Source organism: Bradyrhizobium sp. BRP20, assembly GCF_020194215.1.
In the GTDB taxonomy this organism is placed as follows: Bacteria; Pseudomonadota; Alphaproteobacteria; order Rhizobiales; family Xanthobacteraceae; genus Bradyrhizobium; species Bradyrhizobium yuanmingense.
In genome coordinates this window covers 124020-149062 of the sequence record NZ_JADYVY010000011.1, presented here as the reverse complement: position 1 = coordinate 149062, position 25043 = coordinate 124020, and the positions used below count along the sequence as shown (strand labels likewise).

General features: G+C 60.1%; 19 protein-coding genes and 2 pseudogenes. 8 read left to right on the top strand and 13 right to left on the bottom strand.

What is annotated here, in order from left to right; translation table 11 throughout:
• Positions 1–604: 604 nt before the first annotated feature.
• Positions 605–1834 (bottom strand): GTP-binding protein, encoded by a 1230-nt coding sequence (locus I6F33_RS24830; RefSeq protein WP_225144398.1) that lies wholly within the window; start codon positions 1832–1834, stop codon positions 605–607.
• 213 nt (positions 1835–2047) lie between these two features.
• On the opposite strand from I6F33_RS24830, the pseudogene I6F33_RS24825 reads away from it, so the two are divergent.
• A pseudogene (locus I6F33_RS24825) lies at positions 2048–2360 on the top strand (caspase domain-containing protein); the annotation flags it as partial.
• Positions 2361–3486: 1126 nt separating this feature from the next.
• Here the strand turns inward: I6F33_RS24825 and I6F33_RS24820 are convergent.
• Positions 3487–3708 carry a hypothetical protein gene (locus I6F33_RS24820; RefSeq protein WP_225129315.1) on the bottom strand — a complete coding sequence of 74 codons (222 nt, stop codon included), beginning with the start codon at positions 3706–3708 and terminating at the stop codon, positions 3487–3489.
• A 618-nt stretch (positions 3709–4326) separates the two neighbouring features.
• Between I6F33_RS24820 and I6F33_RS24815 the strand changes: the two genes are divergently transcribed.
• From I6F33_RS24815 to I6F33_RS24805, 3 genes are all read left to right on the top strand, one after another.
• A complete protein-coding gene (locus tag I6F33_RS24815; protein ID WP_225144397.1) occupies positions 4327–4536 on the top strand; it encodes a hypothetical protein in 210 nt (69 codons plus the stop codon).
• An 18-nt stretch (positions 4537–4554) separates the two neighbouring features.
• Positions 4555–4983, top strand: a complete 429-nt coding sequence (locus tag I6F33_RS24810) for a hypothetical protein (RefSeq protein WP_225144396.1) — start codon at positions 4555–4557, stop codon at positions 4981–4983.
• 228 nt (positions 4984–5211) lie between these two features.
• The gene (locus I6F33_RS24805; protein ID WP_225144395.1) at positions 5212–5481 is read left to right on the top strand and encodes a DUF1488 family protein; all 270 of its coding nucleotides are present in this window, start codon (positions 5212–5214) and stop codon (positions 5479–5481) included.
• Between the two features lie 3993 nt (positions 5482–9474).
• On the opposite strand, the gene I6F33_RS24800 is transcribed toward I6F33_RS24805, so the two are convergent.
• On the bottom strand, positions 9475–9666 hold the full coding sequence (locus I6F33_RS24800) for a hypothetical protein (protein ID WP_109143106.1): 192 nt from the start codon (positions 9664–9666) through the stop codon (positions 9475–9477).
• A gap of 2124 nt (positions 9667–11790) precedes the next feature.
• A complete protein-coding gene (locus I6F33_RS24790) occupies positions 11791–12567 on the bottom strand; it encodes an outer membrane protein (protein WP_109143108.1) in 777 nt (258 codons plus the stop codon).
• A 1198-nt stretch (positions 12568–13765) separates the two neighbouring features.
• Here I6F33_RS24790 and I6F33_RS24785 point away from each other — a divergent pair.
• Together I6F33_RS24785 and I6F33_RS24780 are read left to right on the top strand one after the other, a co-directional pair.
• Positions 13766–13945: a hypothetical protein gene (locus I6F33_RS24785; protein WP_225144394.1), complete on the top strand. Its 180-nt coding sequence runs from the start codon at positions 13766–13768 to the stop codon at positions 13943–13945.
• Between the two features lie 271 nt (positions 13946–14216).
• The gene (locus I6F33_RS24780) at positions 14217–14378 is read left to right on the top strand and encodes a hypothetical protein (RefSeq protein WP_158284381.1); all 162 of its coding nucleotides are present in this window, start codon (positions 14217–14219) and stop codon (positions 14376–14378) included.
• Here the strand turns inward: I6F33_RS24780 and I6F33_RS24775 are convergent.
• Positions 14374–14553: pseudogene (locus I6F33_RS24775) on the bottom strand (heme-binding protein); the annotation flags it as partial. The gene I6F33_RS24780 and the pseudogene I6F33_RS24775 sit on opposite strands and share 5 nt — an antisense overlap.
• Positions 14554–14564: 11 nt before the next feature.
• Between I6F33_RS24775 and I6F33_RS24770 the strand changes: the two are divergent.
• Positions 14565–15077: a hypothetical protein gene (locus tag I6F33_RS24770; RefSeq protein WP_225144393.1), complete on the top strand. Its 513-nt coding sequence runs from the start codon at positions 14565–14567 to the stop codon at positions 15075–15077.
• Between the two features lie 295 nt (positions 15078–15372).
• Here I6F33_RS24770 and terL read toward each other — a convergent pair whose 3' ends face one another.
• From terL to I6F33_RS24745, 5 genes are all read right to left on the bottom strand, one after another.
• The gene (gene terL / locus I6F33_RS24765; protein ID WP_225144464.1) at positions 15373–15879 is read right to left on the bottom strand and encodes a phage terminase large subunit; all 507 of its coding nucleotides are present in this window, start codon (positions 15877–15879) and stop codon (positions 15373–15375) included.
• Positions 15777–16844: a hypothetical protein gene (locus I6F33_RS38500; protein ID WP_225144469.1), complete on the bottom strand. Its 1068-nt coding sequence runs from the start codon at positions 16842–16844 to the stop codon at positions 15777–15779. Before I6F33_RS38500 ends, terL begins: the two co-directional genes overlap by 103 nt.
• Before the next feature lie 3 nt (positions 16845–16847).
• Positions 16848–17222 (bottom strand): DUF5681 domain-containing protein, encoded by a 375-nt coding sequence (locus I6F33_RS24755; protein ID WP_225144392.1) that lies wholly within the window; start codon positions 17220–17222, stop codon positions 16848–16850.
• Positions 17215–18582, bottom strand: coding sequence for a DNA methyltransferase (locus I6F33_RS24750; protein WP_225144391.1), 1368 nt, complete (start codon positions 18580–18582; stop codon positions 17215–17217). The genes I6F33_RS24755 and I6F33_RS24750 overlap by 8 nt, the downstream gene beginning before the upstream one ends.
• Before the next feature lie 625 nt (positions 18583–19207).
• The gene (locus I6F33_RS24745; protein ID WP_225144390.1) at positions 19208–20431 is read right to left on the bottom strand and encodes a phenylacetate--CoA ligase family protein; all 1224 of its coding nucleotides are present in this window, start codon (positions 20429–20431) and stop codon (positions 19208–19210) included.
• An 86-nt stretch (positions 20432–20517) separates the two neighbouring features.
• On the opposite strand from I6F33_RS24745, the gene I6F33_RS24740 reads away from it, so the two are divergent.
• Positions 20518–21669, top strand: coding sequence for an AGE family epimerase/isomerase (locus I6F33_RS24740; RefSeq protein ID WP_225144389.1), 1152 nt, complete (start codon positions 20518–20520; stop codon positions 21667–21669).
• 12 nt (positions 21670–21681) lie between these two features.
• Here I6F33_RS24740 and I6F33_RS24735 read toward each other — a convergent pair whose 3' ends face one another.
• The 3 genes from I6F33_RS24735 to I6F33_RS24725 form a co-directional block, all read right to left on the bottom strand.
• The gene (locus I6F33_RS24735) at positions 21682–22521 is read right to left on the bottom strand and encodes an ABC transporter ATP-binding protein (protein ID WP_225144388.1); all 840 of its coding nucleotides are present in this window, start codon (positions 22519–22521) and stop codon (positions 21682–21684) included.
• Between the two features lie 121 nt (positions 22522–22642).
• Positions 22643–23926, bottom strand: a complete 1284-nt coding sequence (locus I6F33_RS24730; protein ID WP_225144387.1) for an ABC transporter substrate-binding protein — start codon at positions 23924–23926, stop codon at positions 22643–22645.
• A gap of 42 nt (positions 23927–23968) precedes the next feature.
• Positions 23969–25042 carry a branched-chain amino acid ABC transporter permease gene (locus I6F33_RS24725; protein WP_036015700.1) on the bottom strand — a complete coding sequence of 358 codons (1074 nt, stop codon included), beginning with the start codon at positions 25040–25042 and terminating at the stop codon, positions 23969–23971.
• Between the last annotated feature and the right edge of the window lies 1 nt (position 25043).

Below are 25043 nucleotides of genomic sequence, written 5' to 3'. Positions count from 1 at the left end.
GGTTGGCGTTCGCCATCCTGCGGTTACCCTCGGCAATTCGGCGCTCGAAGCCAAATTGGATAAAGATAGTGCAGTGGCATCTGAGGCGCGCAGGTCCGTTTCAAGCGGATTGCGCACGGGGTGCGTTGGCAGCAGTTCGTCCTTAGCCTCTGGATCTGACGCCCAAATGCTCCTCCGGTGCAGGGTCCGTGGCCAAGTCCGCAATCCGAAAGCCAACTGGCTCAAGCCAGACTTTTCGTACAAGGACCTCATGACATCCTCGCGAGAGATGGGAGAGTGTGAATGAAAGATTCTGATGCCCGTCACCTAGACGATGACGTGGATGTCGGAGGGACATCTCCAATGTTCGCGAACGAGCCAATCTTGGACTGACAGGCGGGGCTCTGAACCAGTAGGCGAGCGGGAAGCCGCACTGCTCGATCTGCCTTTCGGCTGCGGTTGCACCGTTACTCGTAGCGGCTGCCATGATTGCCCAAAATTCAATTCCGCCGAATTAAAGCGCACGTTTTAACTTATTAAATATTAAATATCAAGATTTTTCATATCACATACTCGCCATCTGGCCGTCTTGATGTAGCTAAAATGCAAAGCGCCCCGGCGCCGCCTAGCTTACGTGATCAGGATATTGCCAGGGCGGAAAGGGATCGCTGAGATTGCGCCAGCTCTGGGGATCAAACCCATTCTTCGAATTGGCAAGGCAGGCATCCAGCGAGGCTCGGATGTATGCTTCGTCCATGCCTGAACCGATGAACACCAGCTCCTGACGACGGTCGCCCCAAGTGCTGTCCCACTGATCATTGAGGTGTTGTTGGACGTTAGGATGGCTTGGCCACTTCGACTTTGGGACTGTTGCCCACCAGTATCCTATGGGCTCGCACCGACGTTGCATCCCTGCAACCGAGAGGACACCGATCCAATCCGGACGGGTCGCAAGCCAAAAATGTCCTTTGGCGCGCAATACGCCTGGCCAGGGTTTATTGAGAAAGGACAAGAGACTGACGGGATCGAACGGACGTCTTTCCAAGTAGACGAAACTGGATATGCCGTACTCCTCGGTCTCCGGCACATGGCAAGCGGGATTGTACAGCTCCTTGTTCCAGAGAGGATGTGTCGCAGCCTTGGCTTCATTGAAGAGGCCGGTGTTAAGAATTGTGTGGAGAGGAACGTCGCCAAAGTCGGTCTCGATTGTGCGTGCCCGGGGATTGAGCGCGGCAACCACCTTGCGCACGTCCGCTCGCGTCGCCTCGGTCACTTCTGACACCTTGTTGATGACGACCACATCAGCGAATTCGATCTGCTCAACTAGGAGATCGACGACCGTACGAACGTCGGAGGCATCACGTAGCTCGCCGTGGTCGCGCAAAAGATCGCGACTGCTATACTTGGCGAGCAAGTCCGTCGCGTCCACGACGGTCACCATCGTGTCGAGTTTCGCAAGATCGGAGAGCGAGACGCCGGCTTCGTCGCGAAAGGAGAAAGTTGCCGCGACAGGGAGAGGTTCAGAAATACCGGTCCCTTCAATCAGAAGATAGTCAAAGCGCCGCTCCTCGGCCAACCGCCTGACCTCCACCAGGAGATCGTCGCGCAGCGTGCAGCATATGCAACCATTGCTGAGCTCCACGAGTGTTTCAGTGGTATGCGATAGGTTCGCGCCACTGTTGCGAACCAGATCCGCATCTACGTTCAACTGACTCATGTCATTGACGATGACTGCAACTCGGAGGCCCCCGCGATTCCTCAGCACGTGGTTGAGCAATGTCGTCTTCCCCGAACCCAGAAATCCACTGAGCACGGTGACCGGAAGCCGATTGGCGGCGCTTGCTCTCTCTTGCATAAGTCTCCCCGGCCGATGACGTCCCAACTAAACAACGTTGACGGAGGCAAGTTGTGCTGCTGCAGGCGCGCATCGCAACTATTTAGACCTATCTGTCTCTCCCGAGTCTGCCAGTTATTAGTATAATGACAATATTAATAACAGGTCTAACAATTAAATCAGCAAATCGCCGCCGGCAGAAGTTCGTCCGTGTTCCCGACACGGCGCTAGGGCCTGCTTCGGCTAATCGCCTTGTTGATATTGTGCGGTCTGGTTGGGCTATAGCTCCGCACACGCTGAAAAGCGCGGCGCGCTGGTGATCGGTAACTCGGCGCGAAGCTGGCGAACCCCACGAACGATGCCGCATTAGTCGCCGGCATGCAGGAGGGCCGGGTTCGATAATGTTAACATCAAGCTCGAACTCAATGTTTCGGAGATGCGCAGGACGCTGCGCGACTTTGCCAGTAAGGCGCGCGATGCCGAGGTCGCGGTGGTCTATTACGCCGGGCATGGCACCGAACTGGACTGCATCAACTATCTGATCCCGGGCTGTCGGCTGGTAAGGTCCGGCTGTCGGACAGAAGGCACTGTCGTACGGGTACGCGGCGGGAGGGCACAGCGGAAGTGTGTGATTGAGCCGCGCGGCCGCACAGCTCACGTCAACTTCCGCAACGGGTCAAAAGCTGCCCAGGCCGGGGGGGCGCCGAAGGTCCGCTATTGAGGCAGAACCAGTCCCATCCACTCTCTCAGGGAGGCGCTAGCGGACTGCGGCTGCAGGATGGTCACCACTCGGAACGACCCAGTCGATCGCGAGGAGGCAGGCTTCGACTATGACAAACGAGAGTAGGCCCCCAATCCATCCGAAAAAGACGACCGCGAAAGTTGCAATCAAAATCGCGCAGAATACATCGGCCAGCACCTTAGCTGCGCGTTCGCCTTTGTCCTGTTTGGATGTGAAATAGAGGCATGGTCTCCTCCGGGCGCTTCACTGGTCCGGCCTTAGCCACACCTGCGAGCGGCCGTCCACTCCCTCAGGGGTACCGCACTTACCGAGCGTCCTATTCCCGCTATGGGTCGCAAGCGGCGGTCCTGGCAAGCGCAGCCGTACGCCCGGTTAAAGGCAATAGCCGACAAGCATCGGAATTGCCGTTCTACGGCGAGGGCGGGCCGCAGGCAGGAAGCCCACCCGTAAATTTCCCAAGTGTCGGATTTTCGCTCGCTGGTTAACTGGTGCGGATCGAGCGCCGCATTATGAAAACACCGAAGCCGAAACAATGGGCCGAGCAGGAGGTCCGACGATTGATCGCGCTGGCTCGGCAGGGAGTCGGCGCAGCGAGGATAGCCGCCGAACTCGGCCGCCACACCGGATCGGTGAGGCGCATGGCGCGAACGTTGGGACTGCTGTTGAAGAAGTAGCCCCCGAGCAATCTTGAGCGCAGCGCGGCAGACCTGCAGACCAAAGCCCCCGACCTCCCGCTGCGAGCGGGCCTGCAATTCGCGCAGAGCTCGAACTTAGATTGCAACAATATCATTCCGACGACGGTCACAAAGACTCGCCCGTTCACTCCATTCAGGGGCGTGCAACAGCTGAGGTCCGCTGTCAGAACGGAGTCGGACGAGCTTGCGCATTCTGGAAGGTTAGGCCAGAGGCGGACAGGCCTTGCCGAGCACTGTCAGTTGAAGCCCTCGATGTAGGCGCGAACTCCGGACGCGTCGTCCGCCGCAGCGGCGCAGATGCCTATTGCGTGGATTTCGGGAGGTACGCCAAAGTTCGCGCTAATCCGCATATCCACCATCATCGAGGCAACCGCCTCACGTGCCCGACCAACGTTCAGCAGCGAGAGCGCATGTTCCTTGCTTTGCTCTACGTATTCTTTTCGAGTCATTGCCAACACACTAGTCTTCAGGCCGAAAGTTCGTTCAATTGGGCGTCAGCATCGCATGCTTTCCTTGGAATGACTACCTCGCGTAGGTTGCCGGCCCATTCCATCTCGGCCCGTCAGAGGCGAGTTGCAACAAATCGCCCCCTCAAGGGGAGCGCCCGCCCTCTTCAAGGAAGATTCGAAAAGGCAGCCTGAACGTCCGCTGAGGGTCAGAAGCGTCGGTCTGTCGTTCCACTGCAAACGTCCGCTCTGCACTGTAAAGTGACATCTAGCGGTAGCGCCTCAAGGGAAGCCGCGGCTTACAGTTGCCGCCAAACCCCCACTTCCGTTGGCAAGACGCTCCCGCCCGTTGATCGGGTTTACCAGAGTGATCGAGGGCGCGCGGCGGTCGCAATCAGTCCAATTCCGAGCGAATCTCGGTCATCAACCCGAAGTAGCTTTGACCGTTGAAGCGATCCTCACATCTTCACGTCCTCTCCGCCTTGAAATTGGAGTTGCCATGCGCCGTTTGCCCAACGACACGATCACGCTGACACTCCCGCAAGTTAGCTTCGAAGCCTTATCGGCGACCCTGAGTTCCCGGCCAATGCGCATGGCGGCAACGACACCATTACGATCAACATCGAGGCCATGACGTTCGTCAACCTGGTGGGCGATACTGCGACCTTGCTGGATCATTCCCAAGGCGGCAACGACACACTCAGGGTGAACATCGACGGCTCGCTCAACACCGTCATCATCGACGGCGATGCACAATCCATGTCAGGCCATGCCAGGGGCGGCAACGACACGGTGATCGGCGACAGCACGGGCTCGGTTCGCAGCGGCTTCACACTCTAGGGGGACGCCGAGGGTGCCATGTCTGACCACGTGCAGGGCGGCAACGACATCGTCATCGGCGCGTTCGGCGGCCGATCATTGAACATTCTGGTGGGCGATGGCACAACCATGTCCGGGCACGTCCATGGCGGCAACGACACGCTGATCGCTCTCCAGACCGGCCAGACCGGCTCGGCAATTCTGTACGGCGATGCCTTCGGCATGGCCGATCACGCGCACGGTGGCAATGATAACCTCACCTTCACGATCGGGGACGAAGCCCAGACCGGAGGCGGGAGATTATACGGCGATGGGGGTGGGCTCTCGGGTGATGCACGTGGCGGGAACGATACCCTCACCGTGGTCGATCTCCATGGCAATCTTCACTTCTATTCCTTCCTGCTGATTGGCGATGTCGATTCCATGTTCGGCAATGCGCAGGGGCGTAAGGGATTGTACAAGAAATAGCTCATCTGCCTGCGGGCCTCCGTTTGCGGACGCACAACCGCGCCGGCGTCGGCACCTTCAGCACCCCCGCGGCGATCAGAGCAATTTACGTGATCTGGATGCGCTCGTTTCCAGTAACGCCGTCTGCCGCATGCGCACCAATTTGGCCTGCCGTAGGCCACCGTTCCACCCCTTGTGAGGAACGACAGAACCCACCAAAATCGAGGGATTGCCTATTGGAGATTTCAAATGCCCCTTACTACCGATCCGTCTCGCGATATCGAGTTCCGACTTTTCGAAGGTATCGCGTTTGCGATGTTGGACAGCGAACAGCGCGTCCTTTGCTTCGTCACTTGGGCTGCCTTGCTCGATCGCGCCGCAAAGGATGGGACCCGTCAAACGGACCTCAGAGGCACGTTTGAGCAGTACCGTTGGAAAATCGAAGCGATCGCGAGCGGGAATTACGACCAGGGGGAAACCAGGCCCGTGGTCCGTACCGAGCGGCTCACCCCGCCCTAACGGCTCCTGCGGATTTATGGCCCGCAGCTCCGACGCTGGCGGCGAGCCGCGCTGCGGCTTCCGGGGTCGGCCCAAAGGGCGAGCTTCAACGTGCTTCACGCTGCGGCCTTAAGGCCTCATTCCTTGATTCAGGAATAAATCATGACACGTGGTGCGAGCGGGAGGGAGCAAAATCGCGCCTTTTCACAGCCGGTAGATAATTCGTGGTCGGCTCTTTGACCCGCCGCGACTCAGGCGTGCCCCCCAATCGAAAGCTACTACGCTGGTATGGCAAGATAGCCCTCGCAACGCGTGCGAAGGAAAAGGGGCGCCTACGCAAAACCTCGAAGGTGAATGTCGGCCGGGCGATCTACCTTGTCGGGTGACAGCCATCTCCCACGGGTGATGGGATCAATCCATGTCCCGGTTATCTCAAACTCCGGATTTGTTGGGCGAGGGGCGCGAAGTCCCATTGCGCTGCGCATTCGACAGTTTGCTAGCCATCGACGAGCGTGCAGTTGGCATTCCGGAGAATCCTGGAAGTCGCGGTTGGTCAGAGCTAGCTTGCTCCATTGCCCGCTCAGAGATAGACCATAGTGCGCGCCCTCCGAGGTGCAACGAGAGGGCCAAAGTTGAGATCGTAAGATCTGAGGGGCAACCCTCTCGACTAATTCCCTGTTGAAGATTTCACCGGATTCCTCCGAGGCGTAATAGTGAGCGCGATAGCCGGACGGTCCATTGAATATCCAATCGTAAAGTGAGGCCGAACAAGGGAAGGCTATCCGCACCCGAATATAACCAGGCTTCTCATCGGCAGCCTCCGGCCAAAGCTCTCCTTTGTTGATGCGCGAGCGCGCCTCGACAGCGATTAGATCAGCAATCTCTCGCCGTCCGGTGAAGCATCCAGATGCGAACGGCGATCTTGCGGAAGATCGTACATCCAATCTGTTGCTGGAATCCGAACTCTCATGACTTGCCCGGAAGAGCATCGATGGACAGATGCTCCCGGAACCGGAGAGCGGGCGCAAGAGAAAGCTGCTGGGGATTACCGACAGCTTTCGTCTTAGTCGAGATATTTGGCGATCTGCTCCAGCGAAGCGTTATAGCGCTCGCCGAGCACACAGAAATTCTGACCGGAATCGACGAGCATGTATTCGCCGAAATCGTCCGCGTGAACCGATCGGCTCCGGGATTTTCAGATAGTGTACCCCGCCCGGTGAGATCGAGCTCGCAGAGCGCTTTCGTTTCATTGACGGTGTGAGCGCTCCGGCTTGGTTGAAAAGGAGGCCGGTTGAAACCCCAATCACGCTCGCTTCAACATGGCCCTAGGGCCATACCTTTCCGCGCCACAAGACCGACCTGGTTGGGATTGGCACGCCGGATCAGTTCGCGAATCATATCGCGGTCGAATGCGCCGGCAATGCGCGCGGATTTCCCCAATCGGCCAAGCGTTCAGCGGCCAGACCTGAGACCAGCCTGCGCCTACTAGTGCAACACGCGGCCGGCCTCCGCGAGCCGGCCCCTTTCTCTCAGCTCCTCGAGCTCCTCGATCGCCTCCAGCAAACGCACCAGCTCACGGGCAGTATGTGTCAAACGGGGCTTCGGTTGCTTTGAAATCCGGACTCGCTGTCCCATCGGTGCACGCCTCTGCGCTGGGGACGTGCAATTCGCAAGGAGGGTGCCACCCCATGAAAGGGGGTGGATTTTTAACGCGCCGAGGCCGTTGCTTGGGAGATAGCCGTCCAGGATCAGAACCTGCCGGTGGCGCAGCTCGCGACGCCACTGCGGGGGCCTATCGTGACTGTTGTGGGCTGGCCATGCAATGGTCAGCACGACACCAGCTGATCCGAAGGCTCTCTCGTGGACCCTCTGCTCTACTGAAGAACTTCACCAGTCTTCCGTAGGAGGTGGTCGGCCGATCACTGGCGCTAGACCTGCTTCACACCGTGAGGATGTCCCTGACGAAGATCACCAAGTACGGGAAGGATAAATGAAGCGCCGGCGCAGGACACACAGAAGCGCGACTGGCAGGGGCCTATGACGCACCGCCGAAGGCTGAAATCCGCAACCAGGCATCAACCGGCACCGCTTTACGATCGGTCATCGCGATTGGTGACGAGTACCGCGGTATGCATGGGAAAAGAGACCGGCCGGCTCCCAGGTCGGCGTTTTTTTATTGGGTTAGCCGTCCTGGCAGCTAATGCCGAGTCTGTCGCAAGTGAGGGCGAATGAATCTTTCGACTTGGAATCTTCAAAGCAAAACCTAGTGCCGAACTCAGCTCGATCGGTCCACCAACTGACGTTAGCAGCTTTCGCGATGCGGGAAGCTTCGCCTCGTTGCAAGTCGAGCTGTTTCCCGGCTGCACGAACAATCAGGCAATTCTCTTCGGGCATAAAAGGGCCTCCAATAGCAATTTGGACACTGCAAAACTGTCGAGACAAAACCAAAACTTGCGGTGGGATACAAAGCTAGCTGGGGACGGAGCCCCGTCAGCAAAGGCCGCAGCAGGCCGCTTCCTCGATCCAGGGATAGTGCTTGGTTGTCGGTCAGATCCGACGTTTGAAAAGCTCGTTGCTCAAGTGTTGCTTAATATTTTTCCGGCCGACGCTCGCCCCGGGAAGCGAGCTTGAGAATGCGCTCAGCGACCTCTACTGCCGACCGCTTCTGCTGGAGCGCGAATGGCGGGCTCGAAAGAACCTCATCAAGAAACGTCGCAAAGCATTTGCAAGGTGGCGGCATCGTAGCCGAGCCTCCAAATTAAGAGAAACCAGAAAAACAGCGGTGCCGAGCTCGAATACGCGTTTCGGCAGCGCCTGTTTTCAAACTGAGCACTGAAATCCCGTTGGCGTTTATCAAGCAACGGCCATGCCACAATCATATGACAGGCTGGGCCGACCCAACATCCGCTCTTCGACCCGCTGCAGTTGTCCAGCGAACTCAATTCAGGCGAGGCAGGCAACGATCGCAAGCACCACATCGGTGCCGAGCTCGGGTGAATAAATCCAGCAGAACAATCCGGCACCAAGGACCGCCGCAATTCCTTGAAGTGCAATCATCTGAAGTCTCCCCATGAAAAGGTCCAAATGGAAGACTGGCCCCCGTCTGTTTCCGGGATGCTTCGATCGGAGGGGGAAGGTGTTTCGTTCACCAACGTGTTATCGAGCACGGCGGTACCGCTCTGGTCCGCGCCCCCCCAGCTCACGTTGGCGGGCTTCTCTCTTGCGGCTCTCCCCGTTTAAATGGGTTCGATAACTGGGAGGATCGCAATGCACAAAATGATCACGGTGGGAGTTATGACTGCCGCGCTCATCCTTGCGGCCTGTGGCAGAGAGCCTGGACCTAAAGGTGATCCAGGGCCGCAGGGGCCGGCCGGCCGGCAGGGTGCCCAAGGGATTCAGGGGGTACCGGGACCACAGGGCCCAGCGGGTGCGCAAGGACCACAAGGGCCGCAGGGGCCGAAAGGTGAGAAGGGAGACAAGGGCGATCCGGGGACGGTCAATATCCGCTCAGTGCAAGCTGATGGCGCCGTCAATTGCGACAACAGCGAAACGCTAGTGTCGGTGTTCTGTCCAAGCGGGGGCTCAGTCGACGGAGCGAAATGCGGGACGTCGCCGACAGTCGGGCTTTGTTTGAAGAAGTGAGTGCTCGGGCCCGCCGGTTCACGCTGGCGGGCCTGCTCCATTAAGCAAACATTAACCATAAGCGCTCACCTTGCCGGGCAACGGCTAAGGAGCGCTGACATGAAATTACTCTTTGCCTGCTTTCAAACCGTGCTCGCAATCGTCGTCGTGGTAGACGCAGGAGTGTTGCACCTGCTTTGACTGCGGGGAGGGGTGCCTTCGCAGGTTCATGCAGCCTCTGGCTCAGGCGGAGCTTGCTTCTTCATGCTGGAAGCCATTCTCATCCTGCTGGTGATCGGAGCCGTGGCCCTTCTCCTTACGGCCTTTTGGGGCCTGCATAGGCACGTATGAGCGGCACGGCCCCGCCAGGGTGAAACCGGCGGGGCTCGAAGCTTAGGGAGGCCAGATTTGATAGCCCTGCTTATTGAAGGTCTCGGGATCGAAGCCGATCAAGCCTGGCACCGTGACATCCTTCACCTCCTTGATCCGCTCCCAAGAGCCGACCTTGGGCGGCGGCAGGTTGCTTCCGTCAGGTTCTTTTGTAATGGCCGTTTGAGCGCCAGCCTTAAACACATAACCCTTCACGCTTTACTCCTTAAGAAAATGCCCCCGAGGACCTCATATAGGGGCAAATTTCTGCGGACAAAGCTGATGGCGCCGCTGCCCGGTCAGAGCTCTCACGGCGCCGCGCTGATAGAGCGACGAATGCTCAGAGGCGCTTCGGACTCATAAATTGCGGTGGCTTGCCGCTCTCGAAATCCCGCCTAACGTCAGATCCCCGACTGCCGCATTCGCCGCAGACGAAGCGCGGCTCGATATCAGACAGGCGAACATCGTCGCGCCAGCGATCTGCGCTCAGAGCGATGTGGTGGCCGCAATGGCAGTAGACCAGGACGCCGTGAAGGCCCATCTGCGCATCTGGCCGAAGGTGATCTTGAGCGGCCGGCCGGCGTGGTAGGCGTGTGGTGGCGTGCAGGGCGAGGAATGCCCCCCTCAAAGCGGCAATGTAAGTACCTCGCAAATTATCGATCCCTTGGAGCTCATCCGTCGCGCGATCTACCGCGCGTCGTGGGCGTGGAAAACGACCTGCCGTGGTCCGGCCGGTTTAGGCTGGCGGCTCTCTATTGCGGTACTTTCCCGCGACTGCCAGAGTGGTCCGCAGGTTTCGAGACGATTGTCGTACCAATGGCCAGCAGACATCACATGCCAAGCGACAGGACTGAGTAGCCTTTGAAGCAACCGGCGCCCAGAACGGTTCAGGAGGCTCGCGCGAACGCGCGGGCAGCCGAACTAGCCCCTCTTATCGAAGCTCTCCAGAAGTCCGGTGCCACGTCCTTGGGGGCGCTTGCAAAGAAACTCAATGAGACCTGCGTTCCTACGCCAGCCGGGCAAGGCAGATGGTCCGCCACGCAAGTCTGGCGAATCCTCAAGCGCTTGCGTCAGATCTCACATGGCCCTTGAGCAATTGTTGAAATCCGGGCGGCGACGGGACATCAGCCGTGCCGGCCACAAATGCAATCCCCCTCAGGCATGCCTGTAAACGCTATGGCTGCATCGGTCATCGGCGCAATAGACCGCGACGCTTCGCACGGCCATCACGCGCATCTGGCCGAAAGTGATCTTGAGAGGTCGGCCGTCAGCATTTGTGGGTGTGTGGCGTCTGGCGGGGCACACGGAAATCAAAGCAGCACCGCTGCCACTGGCAAGTTACCGAGTCGTATTTCAAAGGGGCCAGGCCGCGCTACGTCTGAACGGCCACCTACCAACCAACGGAGGATTTTCCCGGCCCCCAACTCCACTTTCTAGGCAAGTAGAGATCAAGAGGACCATCCGCAGACGCCGCGGACACCGAGAGGTCAACACTAACTTCTGGTCTTATCGTTTGAGCGTGGACTGGAGCAACCTTCGTGCGTTGTTCGCCCCCGTCAGTGCTCTGAGCGACTTCCGTTGACATGGCTAGGGCCTCCACTGAGCGTAGAAGCCTAGCAACGACGGTTGGCGAATGCTGTAGCGGAAATGCGACAACTTCTGCGGAAGCGCGCCGCCCGGTCCTTTGTTTCACACCCGTAGTATATCGTGAATTGCTGTCTTGATGCCCGCAGGAATTAATGGTCGGGCTATGGTGGCAGGCTTTTTGATTGCTGGCGGCGTTGCCGTGTTGGCTCTGGGCGTCACATTCGCCGCCGTGAAGTATATGGACGGTCGGACGGAGCGAAAGCGCCACTAGAAGCATCGGTACCTATGCGGCGCTACGGGGCTTGAACCACTTCGTTGGCAATCCAATGTGGTAACCGCGCAGGCGAAGCTCTTGCTCGGTTGGGTTCAGCGTTTCGGAAATGAACTCGACGGGCGCGCCGAGATGAACAAGCACTCACGCAGCATCTCGTCTTCTTGTCTGGTCCAGGAGGAGCGGGCCTGCTTCATATTGGAGATTGGATGTATGTTGGAAGTAAACGGCTATCGTACCTCTCGTTGCCGAACGCTCGATAAATGCTTTGTGCGCGGCAGCCCGGTCTTTTCGAGATCTCTGAAACGTTGAAATTTTGAGGGTCTGCCCGATCGCCCAGCAGATTGTATGAGGTTCTGGGAACACGAAAGCTTAGCTCATCTGCGAGCTTCGACGTGGGGACTTGTCGGTAAGGCTTCGCCTAAGCCTCAAAGCAGAAGGCCGGCTCAAAAAGCCGGCCTTTGTTTCTTTAGTGGAGATAATCAGTACCTGGCAGCGACCGGAGCGCCAAAACCACCAAAACGGTAGTTCACCCGAACCAGAGCCAGATCTACATCCTGTCCGATACGAGCGGTGCCGAAAGTAGCCCCAGCTGGCGTGGTGAAAACCGTGTCATGGTCGTCCAGGAAGATATGGTTATACTCGAAACCGACCGACCAGTTCGGAGCGAAGCCAAATTCGACGCCAGCGCCCACGGTGGCACCCCAGCGCGTGTCGCGTGCTGACGCCAGGAGCGTACCGGCACCAATGAAGCCAGGCGGAATATAGGTGTCGTAGCGATTGCCAACCACCGCTGCACCGCCCTTGACGTAGAGCAGGACGTTGTTCCAGGCGTAGCCCACTTGGCCGGTAATCAACCCAAACGCATCGATCCGGGTGTGATTGTCGAAACCCGTGGCAAGGCCAATGTTGCTGCCGCTGAAGTCCGCCCAGTTGCCCTGGCCTTCAACGCCGAAGACCCAGTTGGCTGATTGCCAGCGGTATCCGATCTGGCCACCAACCGTTCCGCCGCTGGCGTCATGGCAACCATCGGCCACAGCCGGCACGACCGGAACAACGCCAACCGCCACGATATCGGCGCAAGTACGCGAAGAGCCCCAACCGCCGTTGACGCCGATGTAGAAGCCGCTCCAGTCGTAGATAGTGGCCACCATTGGCGGAGCCTTGGTCATCGGACGAGCGGCCAAGTCCGCCGCACTGGCGGGAGCCGCTAGACCAAGTGCCAGAGCACCGGCCGCAGCCGCGAAAAGTTTTCTCATTCGAGTGTCTCCCCAATAATAACGAGTTCAATGAATCAGTGCATTCGCCCACCTGCCAAACTGAGCGTACTCACCTCAGGCAGAATTGCTGTAGCTCCGGCGCAACACCCGTGCTCTTAAAGAAGCCTAATTCTACAGGTACTTAGGGAACTAAATGCACTCTAGCGTGCCCAACGGCAGGTTTGATACCCGCAGCTCTTAAGGGCGGAACGAGAAAAACGTATCTCGGGCTGGAGTTCACCAGCGGCGCCGGCTTGGACAACGGGTGTTGCTTTCCCATCACATCGCGGCTCGTGATTTAGAAGTTGGAACCGCTGCAGGATCGCGGGAAAGGGCGTCGGGTGAGTGCTACCTGCGCGAGGCTTTCTGGCGAGTATGACGTCGGCTGTCGAAGCCGCTGACCAAAGTGTACCGCTTTTCACCAAGGCGCCCACGGCTGCTAGGCATCAAACCTGGACAGGATTGCATGTAGGCGGGAACGTCGGCGGCGCTTGAGCAAATCGCACTGTGAACCTCGCAGGTGATCCGCTTCCGCTTTCCTCTTCAATCTGGAGTTCCGGTCTTAGCTCCCTTGCAGGGCAGGTTGCTTTCACAGCCTAAGACCTCTCAATGAGTAGTGTTAGCGGAGGCTGGCAAGCTAGCTGGCGTTGAAGGTGACTTGAGCGCGGCGAGCTTGCGCGGAAGAGCCGCTAAACGCTCGATCATTTGTTCGGGAGAGGCCGCGGCGAGCATCGTCTTCTTGATCTCAGGAGTGGTTCGTGAGGTACATCCGGCCGCGCCGGCGGATGCTAAGGCTGGTGGTCGGCGGCGGCCGACGGATGCGGCGGGAGTCGATGGTCGTCGGCGAACAGAGTTGCGGTGTCCAGGCCTTCCGTTTCGTCGCACATGGCTTGCTCTCCGTGAGCCCCAGCAAGCGCTTGGGACCCACCGAAAACTGAGCTCGGTCAATCGCGAGAGTTTGTTGGCTTTTTCGACAGTGCACGAAGTGTCTGAGATTTAGCGGTCCGTCGGCGTTCTCGATGGCATTGTCGAGCAACGAATCGATCCCGAGTGAATCAAGGCAAACTCCAGACAAAACCAACATCACGAGGACATCATTGCGATCGCTTCATTTTTCAAGTCGCGAGGACTCACAACTCCCACAATTTGACAGACAAACCTCGGACGTGGCCGGCTTCCCCTCTCGGAGGGAGCCACCATGGTCGAACCGCCGCTCTATTACGAACATCAGGTACTGAAACGCTTGAAGCTCAGGGCCTCCGAGCTCGAGGAGCTTCTGAATATCGGCATCGTCTCGCCGGTCGGGCGCAGGGGGAGCGACCCGCTTTACTGCGTGGAAGCGATCGTCTCGCGACAGAATACCACAACACGAGGATGAGCGGCAAACACATAAATCATGTCCAGGGGCCGCGCGCGTATGTCCAAGGCGCACGCCCAAAGGTGCGCGGGGCCGTCTAACGTCGGTCATTTCGCCCCTGGGCTTTAGCTCTTGCTCGAAAGGCAAAACGTTATGTGCTCATCTCTCGCCCTCCGTACAAACGTCATTCTTCTGAAACTGAAATCGGCCGCGCTCTCGCGCCCACGAAAACCAACGTCATCCTGATCATTGAAGAGGGGGCGCCCTCGTTCAGTGCCAAGTGAGCTCGGGAGTGGCCGCCGCGATGTTGGCGCCGCTCAAGGGGAAAGCTGCCGGCCAGTTCCGCGCGCTCGCTGGCAACCTAGTTGAGATTGACGCCCTGGTGACGCTGCCGATGGCAATGCGGATGCTCAAGGCGAAAGACGGCGCGCAAGCTCGGTTGCAGCTCAACTGACGCCGACCGCGCCGAGCAAGGTCGCGCCGTCCATGATCAGCACGCCGCCGGGGACAGGCACCAGCGCGCCCTTGGCAATCGTGTTAACGGCATGGATTAAATGGGCCTGCTCCTGCGCGCGCTGGAACAAAGCGCGCGAGCCCATGCCCATGGCGAGCGCGCCGGGGGAGCGCCCGGCGTGCGCTGATGAAGGCAAAGTACTCGAACAGCTTCCGCAACAGCGGGCTGCCGTTGCGCAAATTGCCAGCGGCGCGAAACGCGGCGCAAGGCCGGCATAGCGCGGCAGATATCCGACCAGCGGTCGCGCAGCGTCAGGCTGTGCGAGGCGGCGCGCGCGGCCAGCACCTCGATCTTCATCTTGGCCACGTCGACATCAACAGCACATTCATGCCGGTAGGCCAGGCGATGTTGGCCGATTTGTTGGAGTGTTTTGCGCCGGCAAAAGTGCGGCGGCTCAACGGGCTTGAGCGCTATGAGCGGGCCGCTCTGGTGAGCAGAGGCGGGCGCATCGCGTTCCCAAACCAGAGGATAGTTGAGCAATGGCCACTCAGCTTCGTTCTGGAAATCTGCGTTTTGCCGCACGATGCTCTGCAAAGCTCAAGACCGCCCGGAAGCTCGGATTGTGTGGGCTCGACAATTTCAACCGGGCTACGCCAGTGTGCTGATCTGCGTCCTGGACCTCGGGTTTCTTCAAGTTAGGCCAGAGCGTCGAGGTTGCTCATTCAATAGTGCCACAGCATCGGCGTAGATGGTCCGAGACGGCAGCGTTCTTGGGGGCGATCTGCGAGAATCATCAGCTTGCGTTGGCTCGGCGGCTGGCCAGCGATCGAAAACGATCCATCTGATGCACGAAAAAGAGCCGATGAGTTCAGACAGAATTTGTTGATGCCGAGTAGGAAAGTGGGCCCAGGTCCTGGGCCGCATCTTGACAACCTCCAGGACAGCGCTGGCGAGTATGCCTGGCGCGCCGGTGATTTCGACGAGAGGATGTGCGTTATCTCAAAAGATGAAGCATTTCACTTGCCGAGGGAGCCCCAAGCCTTGCCACCGATCCGCTCGATCCATTCGAGGCATTGTCCCAGTCTGCCTTGAAGGTGACCCGTCGCTCGGCTTCGGTGCGCCAGGTTAGAAACTGGGACAACGCATCCATCATGTCATCGGTCTTGCCGAACGGAAACGAGACGTACTCCAACATAAAATCGTCTAGCCAGGGTGCCGTTCGCGGCAAGATGAGCGAGCCGGCCTGCAGCTTTGCGGTCTCGCCGCTCATACGCGTCCGCTTGTCTTTGGTCGGTTTGATCGCAACAATGCCTTGCAGCCCAACCCGCATGAGCTCACCGGCCAGCGGAGATCCCATAGCTGTATCTTCGATGAGCACGGCATTAGGCGCGTGTTTGGCTACTTGCGCCTGCATGAGTTGGCAAAGCTCGTGGAAGGCAACCTTTCCTCGCCAAACGTCAATAAGATGATACTGGTTCCGATTGCGGACAAGAAAGGCCAAACAAGTCGAGTAGTTGCTGTTCTCACTAGCTTTCGCGGCCATATCGCAGGAGAGTACGACTTCGTCCCCCGACTGACGGGTCGGAACGACATCATACGACTGGAGCCATTCCCGCTTGAGGTCATTCCCCTCATCCGGAGCGGGATCTTGAAGATATTGTGTTTGAAACACCAGCGATCCAACTTGGCTCTTGAGGTCGTCCAAGACTTCGAGGGGCTCTCTCGCTTGTAGAGGCTCTCCTTGTTTCCAAAAAAAGATCGATTTTGCAGCCGGAACTTCGTGTCCTGCGCCGCAACAGCCGGAAGCACCAGATGATCCCAGCCTCGTCTTTGGATGAGATGGCCGGTTAGGTCTTGCTGGTGCAGGCGCTGCATCAGAACGATGATGCTGCCTTTGGACTTGTCATTGAGGCGCGACATGAGCGAACGATCAAACCACTCGTTGCAGTGCTTGCGCGTCACATCGGAAGCCGCCCCGGCTGCGTTGAGCGGGTCATCAACGATAATGGTGTCGGCGCCAAAGCCGGTTAAAGTGCCGCCGACGGACATTGCTAACCGACAGCCCCCATTCGTTGTCGCGAGCTGATTCTCAGTGCTCTTGTCCAGACGTGTTGAAAATAGCGCGCGGTACCAGGGCGATTCCATAATTCGTCGGCAATCGGCCGAATGCTTGTTTGCTAAGTCTTGGGAATAGCTGACGCATATGAACTTGTGAGTGGGATCTTGGCCCAGTCTGAATGCGGTCCACGCCACCGAAACGAGATAGGACTTGAGCGCGCGGGGCGGCGCGTTGATGATCTGTCTTGTTGCGCGTCCAATGCTGCCATTTAGTCTTTGGGCGACCGATTCATGAAACCATTCCTGCGAATACGTGTCGCTGGAAAAGACGTAGAAGGCCTTCCTGGCGAAGGCAAGATAGTCGCTGCGATAGATCGCATCGCGTTGGGCTGGGGTGGAGATCGGCACTGATCACTCCTCATGTTTGGAATGGCGGCGTAGAAAATCTGCAATAATCTCTTGATCATGCTCGGTGACGATTGTGGTCTCGCTGTGGGATTGCTCTCCGGGCTCGAACTTCATGATCATGTTGAACAGTTGCGTGCAGGCCTTGGTATCGCCCTTTGCGGCCCGCTCGAACAGTCTGAGGAGCACGAGCTCCTGCCGGCTCACCAAGCGCGGTTCGCCATCCTCGCGAATCTGGACGCGCCTTTTCATCATGCTGCTCAGGTCCGTCCTGAGATTGCGCGATCCCTTTGGCCGACCCTTGGGATTACCTGACTGTCCCTTCTTAAAGCGTCCTGAAATAGGCGGGCGGTGATATCCCGCCCCTTGATCGTCAGTCACGAGCGTCTCCCTTGCGAGAGGGGCCAGGCAGCAGAAGCGGCGGCGCGTAAGTCAGGGCGGCGGCCGCCGCTTCTCGGTCGGCAAAGCTACGGCCAGTCCTGACGCAGATTGCGGCCTGGCCGGTGTGATTTTGCCAACGGCGTACGATGACGTCGCAATATAGCGGGTCGATTTCTAACAGAGCGGCGCGGCGGCCGGTCTTCTCTGCGGCGATCACGGTGGTGCCGGATCCTGCGAAAGGATCCAAGACGAGGTCGCCGCGCCGTGTGCAGTCCTTGATCACGTCGCTAATCAGGGCGACGGGCTTCACCGTGGGATGCAAAGCCAGCAGCTCGTCGCGTTGCCGGCCAAAGCTGTTGATGCCCTGGTAGGTCCACAGGTTGGTTCGATTGCGGCCGTGGACGCCGAGCTCAATGTTGTTGATGTGCGGCGCGATGCCGTTCTTGAACACATGAACGAGTTCGTGCTGGGAGCGGTAGAACGAGCCCATGCCGGCATTGGTCTTAGCCCAGACGCAGGTATTCTTATGCTCGGTGTAAACACGCCGTGCCGCGGTCAACAGCTCGAGCGTATGTCGCCAATCCATGCATAGGTAATGCAGCGAGCCATCAACGCTGTATCTGGCGGAGAGCGCGCAGGCCGTGGTCAAAAATTCGGTGAACTGTTGCGGCGTCATTTCGCCGGAGGCCATGGCGAACTCGCGGTGCTTGATGCTGCCGCGGCCGCCGACATGGCCGTCGACGGCAACGTTGTAGGGCGGATCGGCGATCACCGCGCGTGCCCGCTGATCGTGCAGGAGGGTCTTGTAGGCTTGCTCGTCCAAGGCATCGCCGCAGATCAGCCGGTTGCTGCCAAGCCGCCAGACGTCGTCTCGCCTGGTGACCGCCGGCACGGCAGGTCCAAGCTCGGGCAGGCGGTCATCGCTCTCGGAGGGCTGATCCAGGATCAAATCGATCTCTGGCGTGTCAAATCCGATCGCGTCGAAATCGAAATTCAGATCAACAAGGACCTGCAGTTCCTCTCTGAGAAGTTGCAGATCCCAGGTGCCGTTGGCGGCGATTTTGTTGTCGGCGAGGGCGAAAGCCCGTTTCTCGGCCGGCGACAAGTGTCGAATAATGACGACCGGTAATTCCGATATCCCGAGTTGCTCGGCAGCGGTGACGACCGCGTTGCCGTAGATGATCTTGAGATTTTCGTCGGCGCCGATTGGTCTGTTCACTCCAAATGTATTGATGCTCTTGGCAATTTGATCGATCTGCTGCTGCGGATGGCGGCGCGGATTGCGGGCATTTTTCGTCAGCATCTGTACAGGAAGATAGTCGAGCCACAGTCTAGGGGAGTTCGACTTTTCGATGGGCATGACTGCTCCGGCGCAAATAAAGGCCCTCTAAGCACCGGAATATTGGCTCTGTAACAGAAGGACGGGCGCTCTCATCGATGAAATGAGCCGGAGGACGGCTCAAAGCCGAAAGGCACGCGTGGTCGTGGCCCGTAATAGGCCAATCCAGCGGCAGCGAGATCACCTCAAGGTTGGGGTGGGCGAGCCGGTTGGTTTTCCAACCGACCCGGCGCCGTCCCCCTTGGCCCGCCTAAAGCGGAATTGGGTTGGGCCGGCTCGGGAATTTCAGGCTTGCACGCCATGCTCGCCGCTGAAGTTCCGATCGCCCCACACCCGCGAAGACCAACCGGAACCAGCCGGGGGAGATGACTGACGATCGACCTAGATCGCTTCGGCGCTCCGATTTTGAAATCGGCGAAGTGATGAACCTGTCAGCCTGCCTTTGAGCGCCTTGGCGCGTCCCTGTTTCGGACGGGTGCATTGCCTGTTCTACACCGGACATTTCCCTGTTCCAGTTTTGTCGCTCCGCGGCCGAGATGCCCAAGATTTCAAGGCACTTCCCACGTGTTCATGCGTCGCGGTCCGGCACGCTGGAATGACTTTCCCTGCAGAATTCCCTGTTAGCAGGGAATGGAATCTTGGAGTTTCAGCGCTCGTCCGCGATGACCTTGCCGTCATTCGGCAGCGTGCCTGGACCGACCAGCTCGACGGCTCCGCCGAGCTTTGTCACGGCGCGCAAGCTGGCCGCGATCTCGTCACGGAGCGAGCCGTTAGCGGCCGCGGCTTCCGCTCTCAACGTCATGGCATCGGTCTCGCCTTGACGCGTGACGACGAGACGAAGTCTTCCGAGCCCGGCGTGGCGCTTGCCGATCTCGGCGATCTGCTCGGGCCGAACGAACATGCCCTTGATCTTGGTGGTCTGGTCGGCGCGGCCCATCCAGCCCTTGATGCGCATGTTGGTGCGCCCGCACGGGCTCGTGCCGGGCAAGGCCGCGGTGAGGTCGCCGAGCGCGAGCCGGATCCAGGGATGGTGCGGGTCGAGCGAAGTCACGACAGTCTCGCCGACGTCACCTGGTGCGACCGGATCGCCAGTGCCGGGCTTGACGATCTCCAGGATCAGGTCCTCGTTCACGACCATGCCTTCGCGGGCCTCGGTCTCGAAGGCGATGAGGCCGAGATCGGCGGTACCGAAGGCCTGGTAGGCATCGATGCCGCGCCCCTTGATCTCGGCCTGCAGCGAGGGCGGAAACGCTGCGCCCGAGACCAGCGCGCGCTTGATCGAGGAAACGTCACGCCCCGAGCTTGCCGCGGCATCGAGCAGGATCTTCAAGAAGTCCGGCGTGCCGCTGTAGCCGACCGGCCGGTAGGCCTCGATCAGCTCGAACTGCTGCTCTGTGTTGCCGGGCCCGGCCGGGATCACCGCGCAGCCGAGCGCACGCGCCGACGCATCGAAGATGAAACCCCCGGGGGTAAGATGATAACTGAAGGTATTGAGGACGATGTCGTCGGGGCGGAACCCGGCTGCGAACAGCGCCCTTGCGCCGCGCCAGGGATCGGCCTGTCGCCCTTCCGGCTCGAAGATCGGACCGGGGGAGGTGAACAGGCGGGCGAACGAGCCCGGGGCCCCCGCCACGAAGCCTCCGAAGGGCGCGGAGGCCTTGTGCAGAGCGGGCAGTTCCGACTTGCGCAACACCGGCAAATCCGCCAGAGCCGCCCTGGAGGTCACGGCGGCGGGATCGAAGCCTTTGAGCCGCTCGGCATAGGCCGGGGCGGCCATCGCGGCTCGCAGCACCTCCGGCAGGCGGGCGAACAGGTCGGCCTCGCGCGCGGCCTGCTCACGCGTCTCGCGGGCGTCGTAATGGGCGGTCATGGCTGTTCTTTCCGTGTTGGCATCCGTTGCGCGCCGCCACCGGCATGGCTATCAGACCGCCATTGGCGAGGCTTGAAAGGGATCCGATGGCGGACGAAGGAATCATCGCGGCGGACGAGGCGTCGAACGTCGTTGCGCGCCTGAAGCGCAGTATGATCGACGCGGCGCTGCCGCTGTGGTCGACGGTCGGCTGGGATCACGCCGCGGGCGGCTTCATCGACAGGCTGCACCGCGACGGCGCGGCGGATGCGGCCGCGCCCCGGCGTGTGTTCGTGCAGGCCCGCCAGATCTGGTGCTACGCCAAGGCGGCACAGATGGGCTGGTATCCCGAGGGGCGCACGATTGCGTTGAAGGGGCTGGAGCACCTGCTGGCCAGAGCGAAGGCGCCCGATGGCCGGCCCGGCTATGTGCACCGGCTCACGCCGGACGGATCGGTGCTGGATGCCCGGCGCGATGCCTATGACCACGCCTTCATCCTGTTTGCGCTCGCCAGCGTCTATGCGCTCGACCAGGATGCACAGGTCCGCGCCGAGATCGATGCGCTGCTCGCCTTCCTCGACGGCCACCTGCGCTCGCCGCATGGCGGCGTTCACGAAGGTCTTCCGGTCTCGCTGCCGCGCCGGCAGAACCCCCATATGCATCTGTTCGAGGCGATGATCGCGTGCTTCGAGGCGACGCACGATCTGTCGTTCCAGAACCGTGCCGGAGAATTCTTCGCACTGTTCCTCGCCAACCTCTACGACAAGCAGAAGCACGTATTGTCGGAGTATTTCGAGGAAGACTGGTCGAAGATCGAACCGGTCAGCGTCGAGCCGGGTCACCAGGCGGAATGGGTCTGGCTGCTGAAGAATTTTGAACGCATCACGGGATGCCCGACCGGCCAGCGTCGTGCGGAACTGCTGGCGACCTCGCTGCGCTATCGTGACGAGGCGACGGGTTGCCTCGTCGACGAGGGCGACGCAAGCGGCAACATCCGCCGCAGTACGCGCCGGCTGTGGCCGCAAACCGAGATCGCGAAGGCGTGGATCGCGCAGGCCGAATCCGGCGAGGCGGGCGCGGCGGACGAGGCGCGCGCGGCGCTGGTGCGGCTCGAACGGCATTATCTCAGCCATCCCGTTAAGGGCGGCTGGTACGACCAGTTCGATCGCGACGGCAAATCGCTGATCGACACCATTCCTGCGTCGTCGTTCTATCATGTTCTCTGCGCGGTCACGGAAGCCGACCAGGTGCTCGGCTAGGCTCCTTGTGGATCACAGCCAGCGCTTGCGCCGCTTGAAGCTCTTGAGGTTCTTGAAGCTCTTGCGCTGGTCGCCGGCGCCGCCGAGGTAGAATTCCTTGACGTCCTCGTTGTCGCGCAATGCGTCGGCGCTGCCGTCGAGCACGACCTTGCCCTGCTCCATGATGTAGCCGTGGCTCGCCACGGAGAGCGCAGCGCGCGCGTTCTGCTCGACCAGGAGGATGGTGACGCCGAGATCGCGGTTGATCTTCTGAATGATCGAGAACACCTCTTTCACCAGCAGCGGCGACAGGCCCATCGAAGGCTCGTCCATCAGGATCATTTTCGGGCGCGCCATCAGCGCGCGGCCGATCGCGAGCATCTGCTGCTCTCCGCCGGAGAGATAACCGGCGAGACCGGTGCGCTCTTTCAGGCGCGGGAAGTAGCTGAAGACCATGTCGAGGTCGGCGTCGACCTCGCGGTCCCGGCGCGTGAAGGCGCCGAGCTTGAGATTCTCGAGCGAGGTCATGTCGGCGACGATGCGCCGGCCCTCCATCACCTGGAAGATGCCGCGGCGGACGATCTTGTCGGGATCGATGCCGTTGATCCGCTCGCCCTCGAACAGGATCTCGCCCCGCGTCACCTCGCCGTCCTCGGTCTTGAGCAGCCCCGAGATCGCTTTGAGCGTCGTCGACTTGCCGGCGCCGTTGGCCCCGAGCAGCGCCACGATCGCGCCCTTGGGCACGTCGAGGCTGAGGCCGCGCAGCACCAGGATCACGTCGTCATAGACGACCTCGATGTTGCGCACGGCGAGGAGGGGTGGTGCGGGGACGATGCTTGGGGAGGAACGGGTTGCTTCGCTGATTTCGGTCATTATGCCGCCAATCCGTAACTGTCGTCATGCCCGGGCTTTTCCCGGGCATCCACGTTCTTCGTACCGCGTGGTCAGACGTGGATGGCCGGGAGAAGCCCGGCCATAACGTCGGAGATTTCAATCACCACCCGAGCCATTCCGGCTTGCGCGGCAGCTCGACGGTCTTGACCTTCTCGACCTTGATCGTGCCGTTGGCCATCAGGTCGTTCAGGTCGCCATTGGTCGAACCGGACACCTTGGTGCGATAGAGATCGACCTTGAGGGTGCCGCGATGGTCCTTGTTGGTCCAGGTCGAGGGATTGCAGACGCCGTCCATGCCTGATGGCACCCAGTCCTTTTTCTGGTAGAAGCCCTTGGCGACGTTCTCACCGGTGGCACCTCCGTTCTTGGCGGCCCAGTCGAGCGCTTCCCTGGCGTAGAGCGCGCTGCAGACGCCTGCGATATAGTGCACCGGACGATAGGCCTTGCCGCTTGCATCCGATATTTTCGAGATTTCCATCACCGTCTTCATGCCTGGCGCGTTGCCGCCCCAGGTTACGGCCGTGCGTAGCGGGAAGACGACGCCGTCGGCGGCGTCAGCCGCGGTCTTGGCGGCGTTCTCGTCCATGCCCCAGACATTGCCGAGGAACTGCACGTCCACGCCGGCGGTCTTGCAGGCCTTGAGCACGGAGATGTTCGAGGCTGCGGTGTTGCCGAGATAGGCGTAGTTGGCGCCGGAGCTCTTCAGGCTGAGGCATTGCGCGGAGTAATCGCCGGGCGTCAGCGCGAACACGATCGGCGGCAGCACTTCGAAGCCGAGCTCATTGGCGATCGCCTCGCCGGCGGCCTTCGGCGCGTTCGGGTACGGATGATTGCCGCCCATATGGACGAATTTCGGCTTACCGCTCTTGCCCTTGGCCTTCCAGTCTTCCGCCGCCCAGGTCACCAATGCCCGCATCGCGTCCGAATAGCTCGGGCCGTAGAAGAAGTTGTAGGGCGCGGGTTTGGCCTTGCCGCTCACGCCTTCCGGATCGGTCAGCGCCGCCGCGTAGGAGGCGGAGATATAGGGAATCTTGTCCTGCGCAACAAAGCCGGTCAGCGCTTCGGTATCTGCGGTACCCCAGCCCATGATCGTTGCAACCTTGCCATCCGGCGCCGACCACTTCTTGTAGAGCGCGATCGCGCGCGGCACCTGATAGCCGTAGTCGTTGGTATCGAGGTTGACCTGCTTGCCGCCGATACCGCCGTTCTTGTTGATCCAGGCAAAGGTGTCGGCGACGGCCTGGCCGTAGGGCGTGCCAACGTCCGACGTCGCACCGGAGTAGTCGGCGAGATGGCCGACGGCGATCTGGGCCTGCGCACTGGCCGCAAAACCAGCGATCGCAAACGCGAGCGACGCGGTGCTTAAAAGCGATTTGGTCTTCATGGGTTGGTTCCTCCTGTTATCGTTTAAGTGAAGTAGCCGTGCTCAATGCGAGAACGGGTAGAGTTTCCAATACGCCTTGATCTGTCGCCAGCGATGCGCGAGCCCATCGGGCTCGAACATCAGGAATGCGATGATGATCACCCCGATCGCGATCTCGCGCAGAAAGGTGATGTTGGTGTTAAGCGAGAGCGCCTTGTCGATCGCGCCGCCCTTCAAATGATGGCTGATGAACTCCATCGCCTCGGGCAGCAGCACCACGAAGGCGGTGCCCATCAGCGTGCCCATGATCGAGCCGGTGCCGCCGATGATGATCATGGCCAGGAACAGTATTGAGCGCTCGATGCCGAAGCCTTCCTGGGAGACCACGAGCTGATAGTGCGCGTAGAGCGCGCCCGCGATGCCGGCGAAGAAGGCGGCGAGACCGAACGACAGCGTGCGGTACCTGGTGAGGTTGATGCCCATGATCTCGGCGGAGAGATAATGGTCGCGGATCGCCACCAGCGCGCGGCCATCGCGCGTGCGCATCAGGTTGGTGACGAGGATGTAGCTCAAGAGCACATAGGCCAGCACGACGTAGAAATATTGCCGGTCGCCCCGCAGCGTGTAGCCGAAGATCGAGAACGGCTCGGCGCTCGCCGGCACCGAGCCGCCGGAGAACCACTCGGCGCGCGAGAAGAAGTCGAGCAGGATGTATTGCGCGGCCAGCGTTGCAATGACGAGGTAGAGTCCCTTCAGCCGCGCCGCGGGGATGCCGAAGATCAACCCCACCAGCGCCGTCACGAGTCCCGCGAGCGGGATCGCGAAGAACACCGGGATCGGCGCATTATTGGAGATGTAGGCCGAGGTGAAGGCGCCGAGCAGGAAGAAGGCCGCGTGTCCGATCGAGATCTGGCCGGTGAAGCCGACCAGGATATTGAGGCCGAGCGCCGCGATCGAGAAGATGCCGATCTGGATCAAAATGCTGAGCCAGTAGCCGCTGAAGAGTTGCGGCGCGAGGCAGAGCAGCGCGACGCCCAGAATCGCGAAGTTGCGGCTGGTGGTGGTCGGGAAGATCGTGGTGTCCGCGGCGTAAGTGGTGCGGAAATCACCAGCGGGAATGAGGGCAGGGCCGGCCATG

Coding starts and splice junctions, on each gene's coding strand:
- I6F33_RS24735 (WP_225144388.1), bottom strand. CDS start 22,521: ATGACCGAAATCAGCGAAGCAACCCGTTCCTCCCCAAGCATCGTCCCC.
- I6F33_RS24810 (WP_225144396.1), top strand. CDS start 4,555: ATGTCTGACCACGTGCAGGGCGGCAACGACATCGTCATCGGCGCGTTC.
- I6F33_RS24730 (WP_225144387.1), bottom strand. CDS start 23,926: ATGAAGACCAAATCGCTTTTAAGCACCGCGTCGCTCGCGTTTGCGATC.
- I6F33_RS24815 (WP_225144397.1), top strand. CDS start 4,327: ATGACGTTCGTCAACCTGGTGGGCGATACTGCGACCTTGCTGGATCAT.
- I6F33_RS24805 (WP_225144395.1), top strand. CDS start 5,212: ATGCCCCTTACTACCGATCCGTCTCGCGATATCGAGTTCCGACTTTTC.
- I6F33_RS24750 (WP_225144391.1), bottom strand. CDS start 18,582: ATGCCCATCGAAAAGTCGAACTCCCCTAGACTGTGGCTCGACTATCTT.
- I6F33_RS24830 (WP_225144398.1), bottom strand. CDS start 1,834: ATGCAAGAGAGAGCAAGCGCCGCCAATCGGCTTCCGGTCACCGTGCTC.
- I6F33_RS24745 (WP_225144390.1), bottom strand. CDS start 20,431: ATGACCGCCCATTACGACGCCCGCGAGACGCGTGAGCAGGCCGCGCGC.
- I6F33_RS24790 (WP_109143108.1), bottom strand. CDS start 12,567: ATGAGAAAACTTTTCGCGGCTGCGGCCGGTGCTCTGGCACTTGGTCTA.
- I6F33_RS24770 (WP_225144393.1), top strand. CDS start 14,565: ATGAAGGCAAAGTACTCGAACAGCTTCCGCAACAGCGGGCTGCCGTTG.
- I6F33_RS24725 (WP_036015700.1), bottom strand. CDS start 25,042: ATGGCCGGCCCTGCCCTCATTCCCGCTGGTGATTTCCGCACCACTTAC.
- I6F33_RS24785 (WP_225144394.1), top strand. CDS start 13,766: ATGGTCGAACCGCCGCTCTATTACGAACATCAGGTACTGAAACGCTTG.
- I6F33_RS24740 (WP_225144389.1), top strand. CDS start 20,518: ATGGCGGACGAAGGAATCATCGCGGCGGACGAGGCGTCGAACGTCGTT.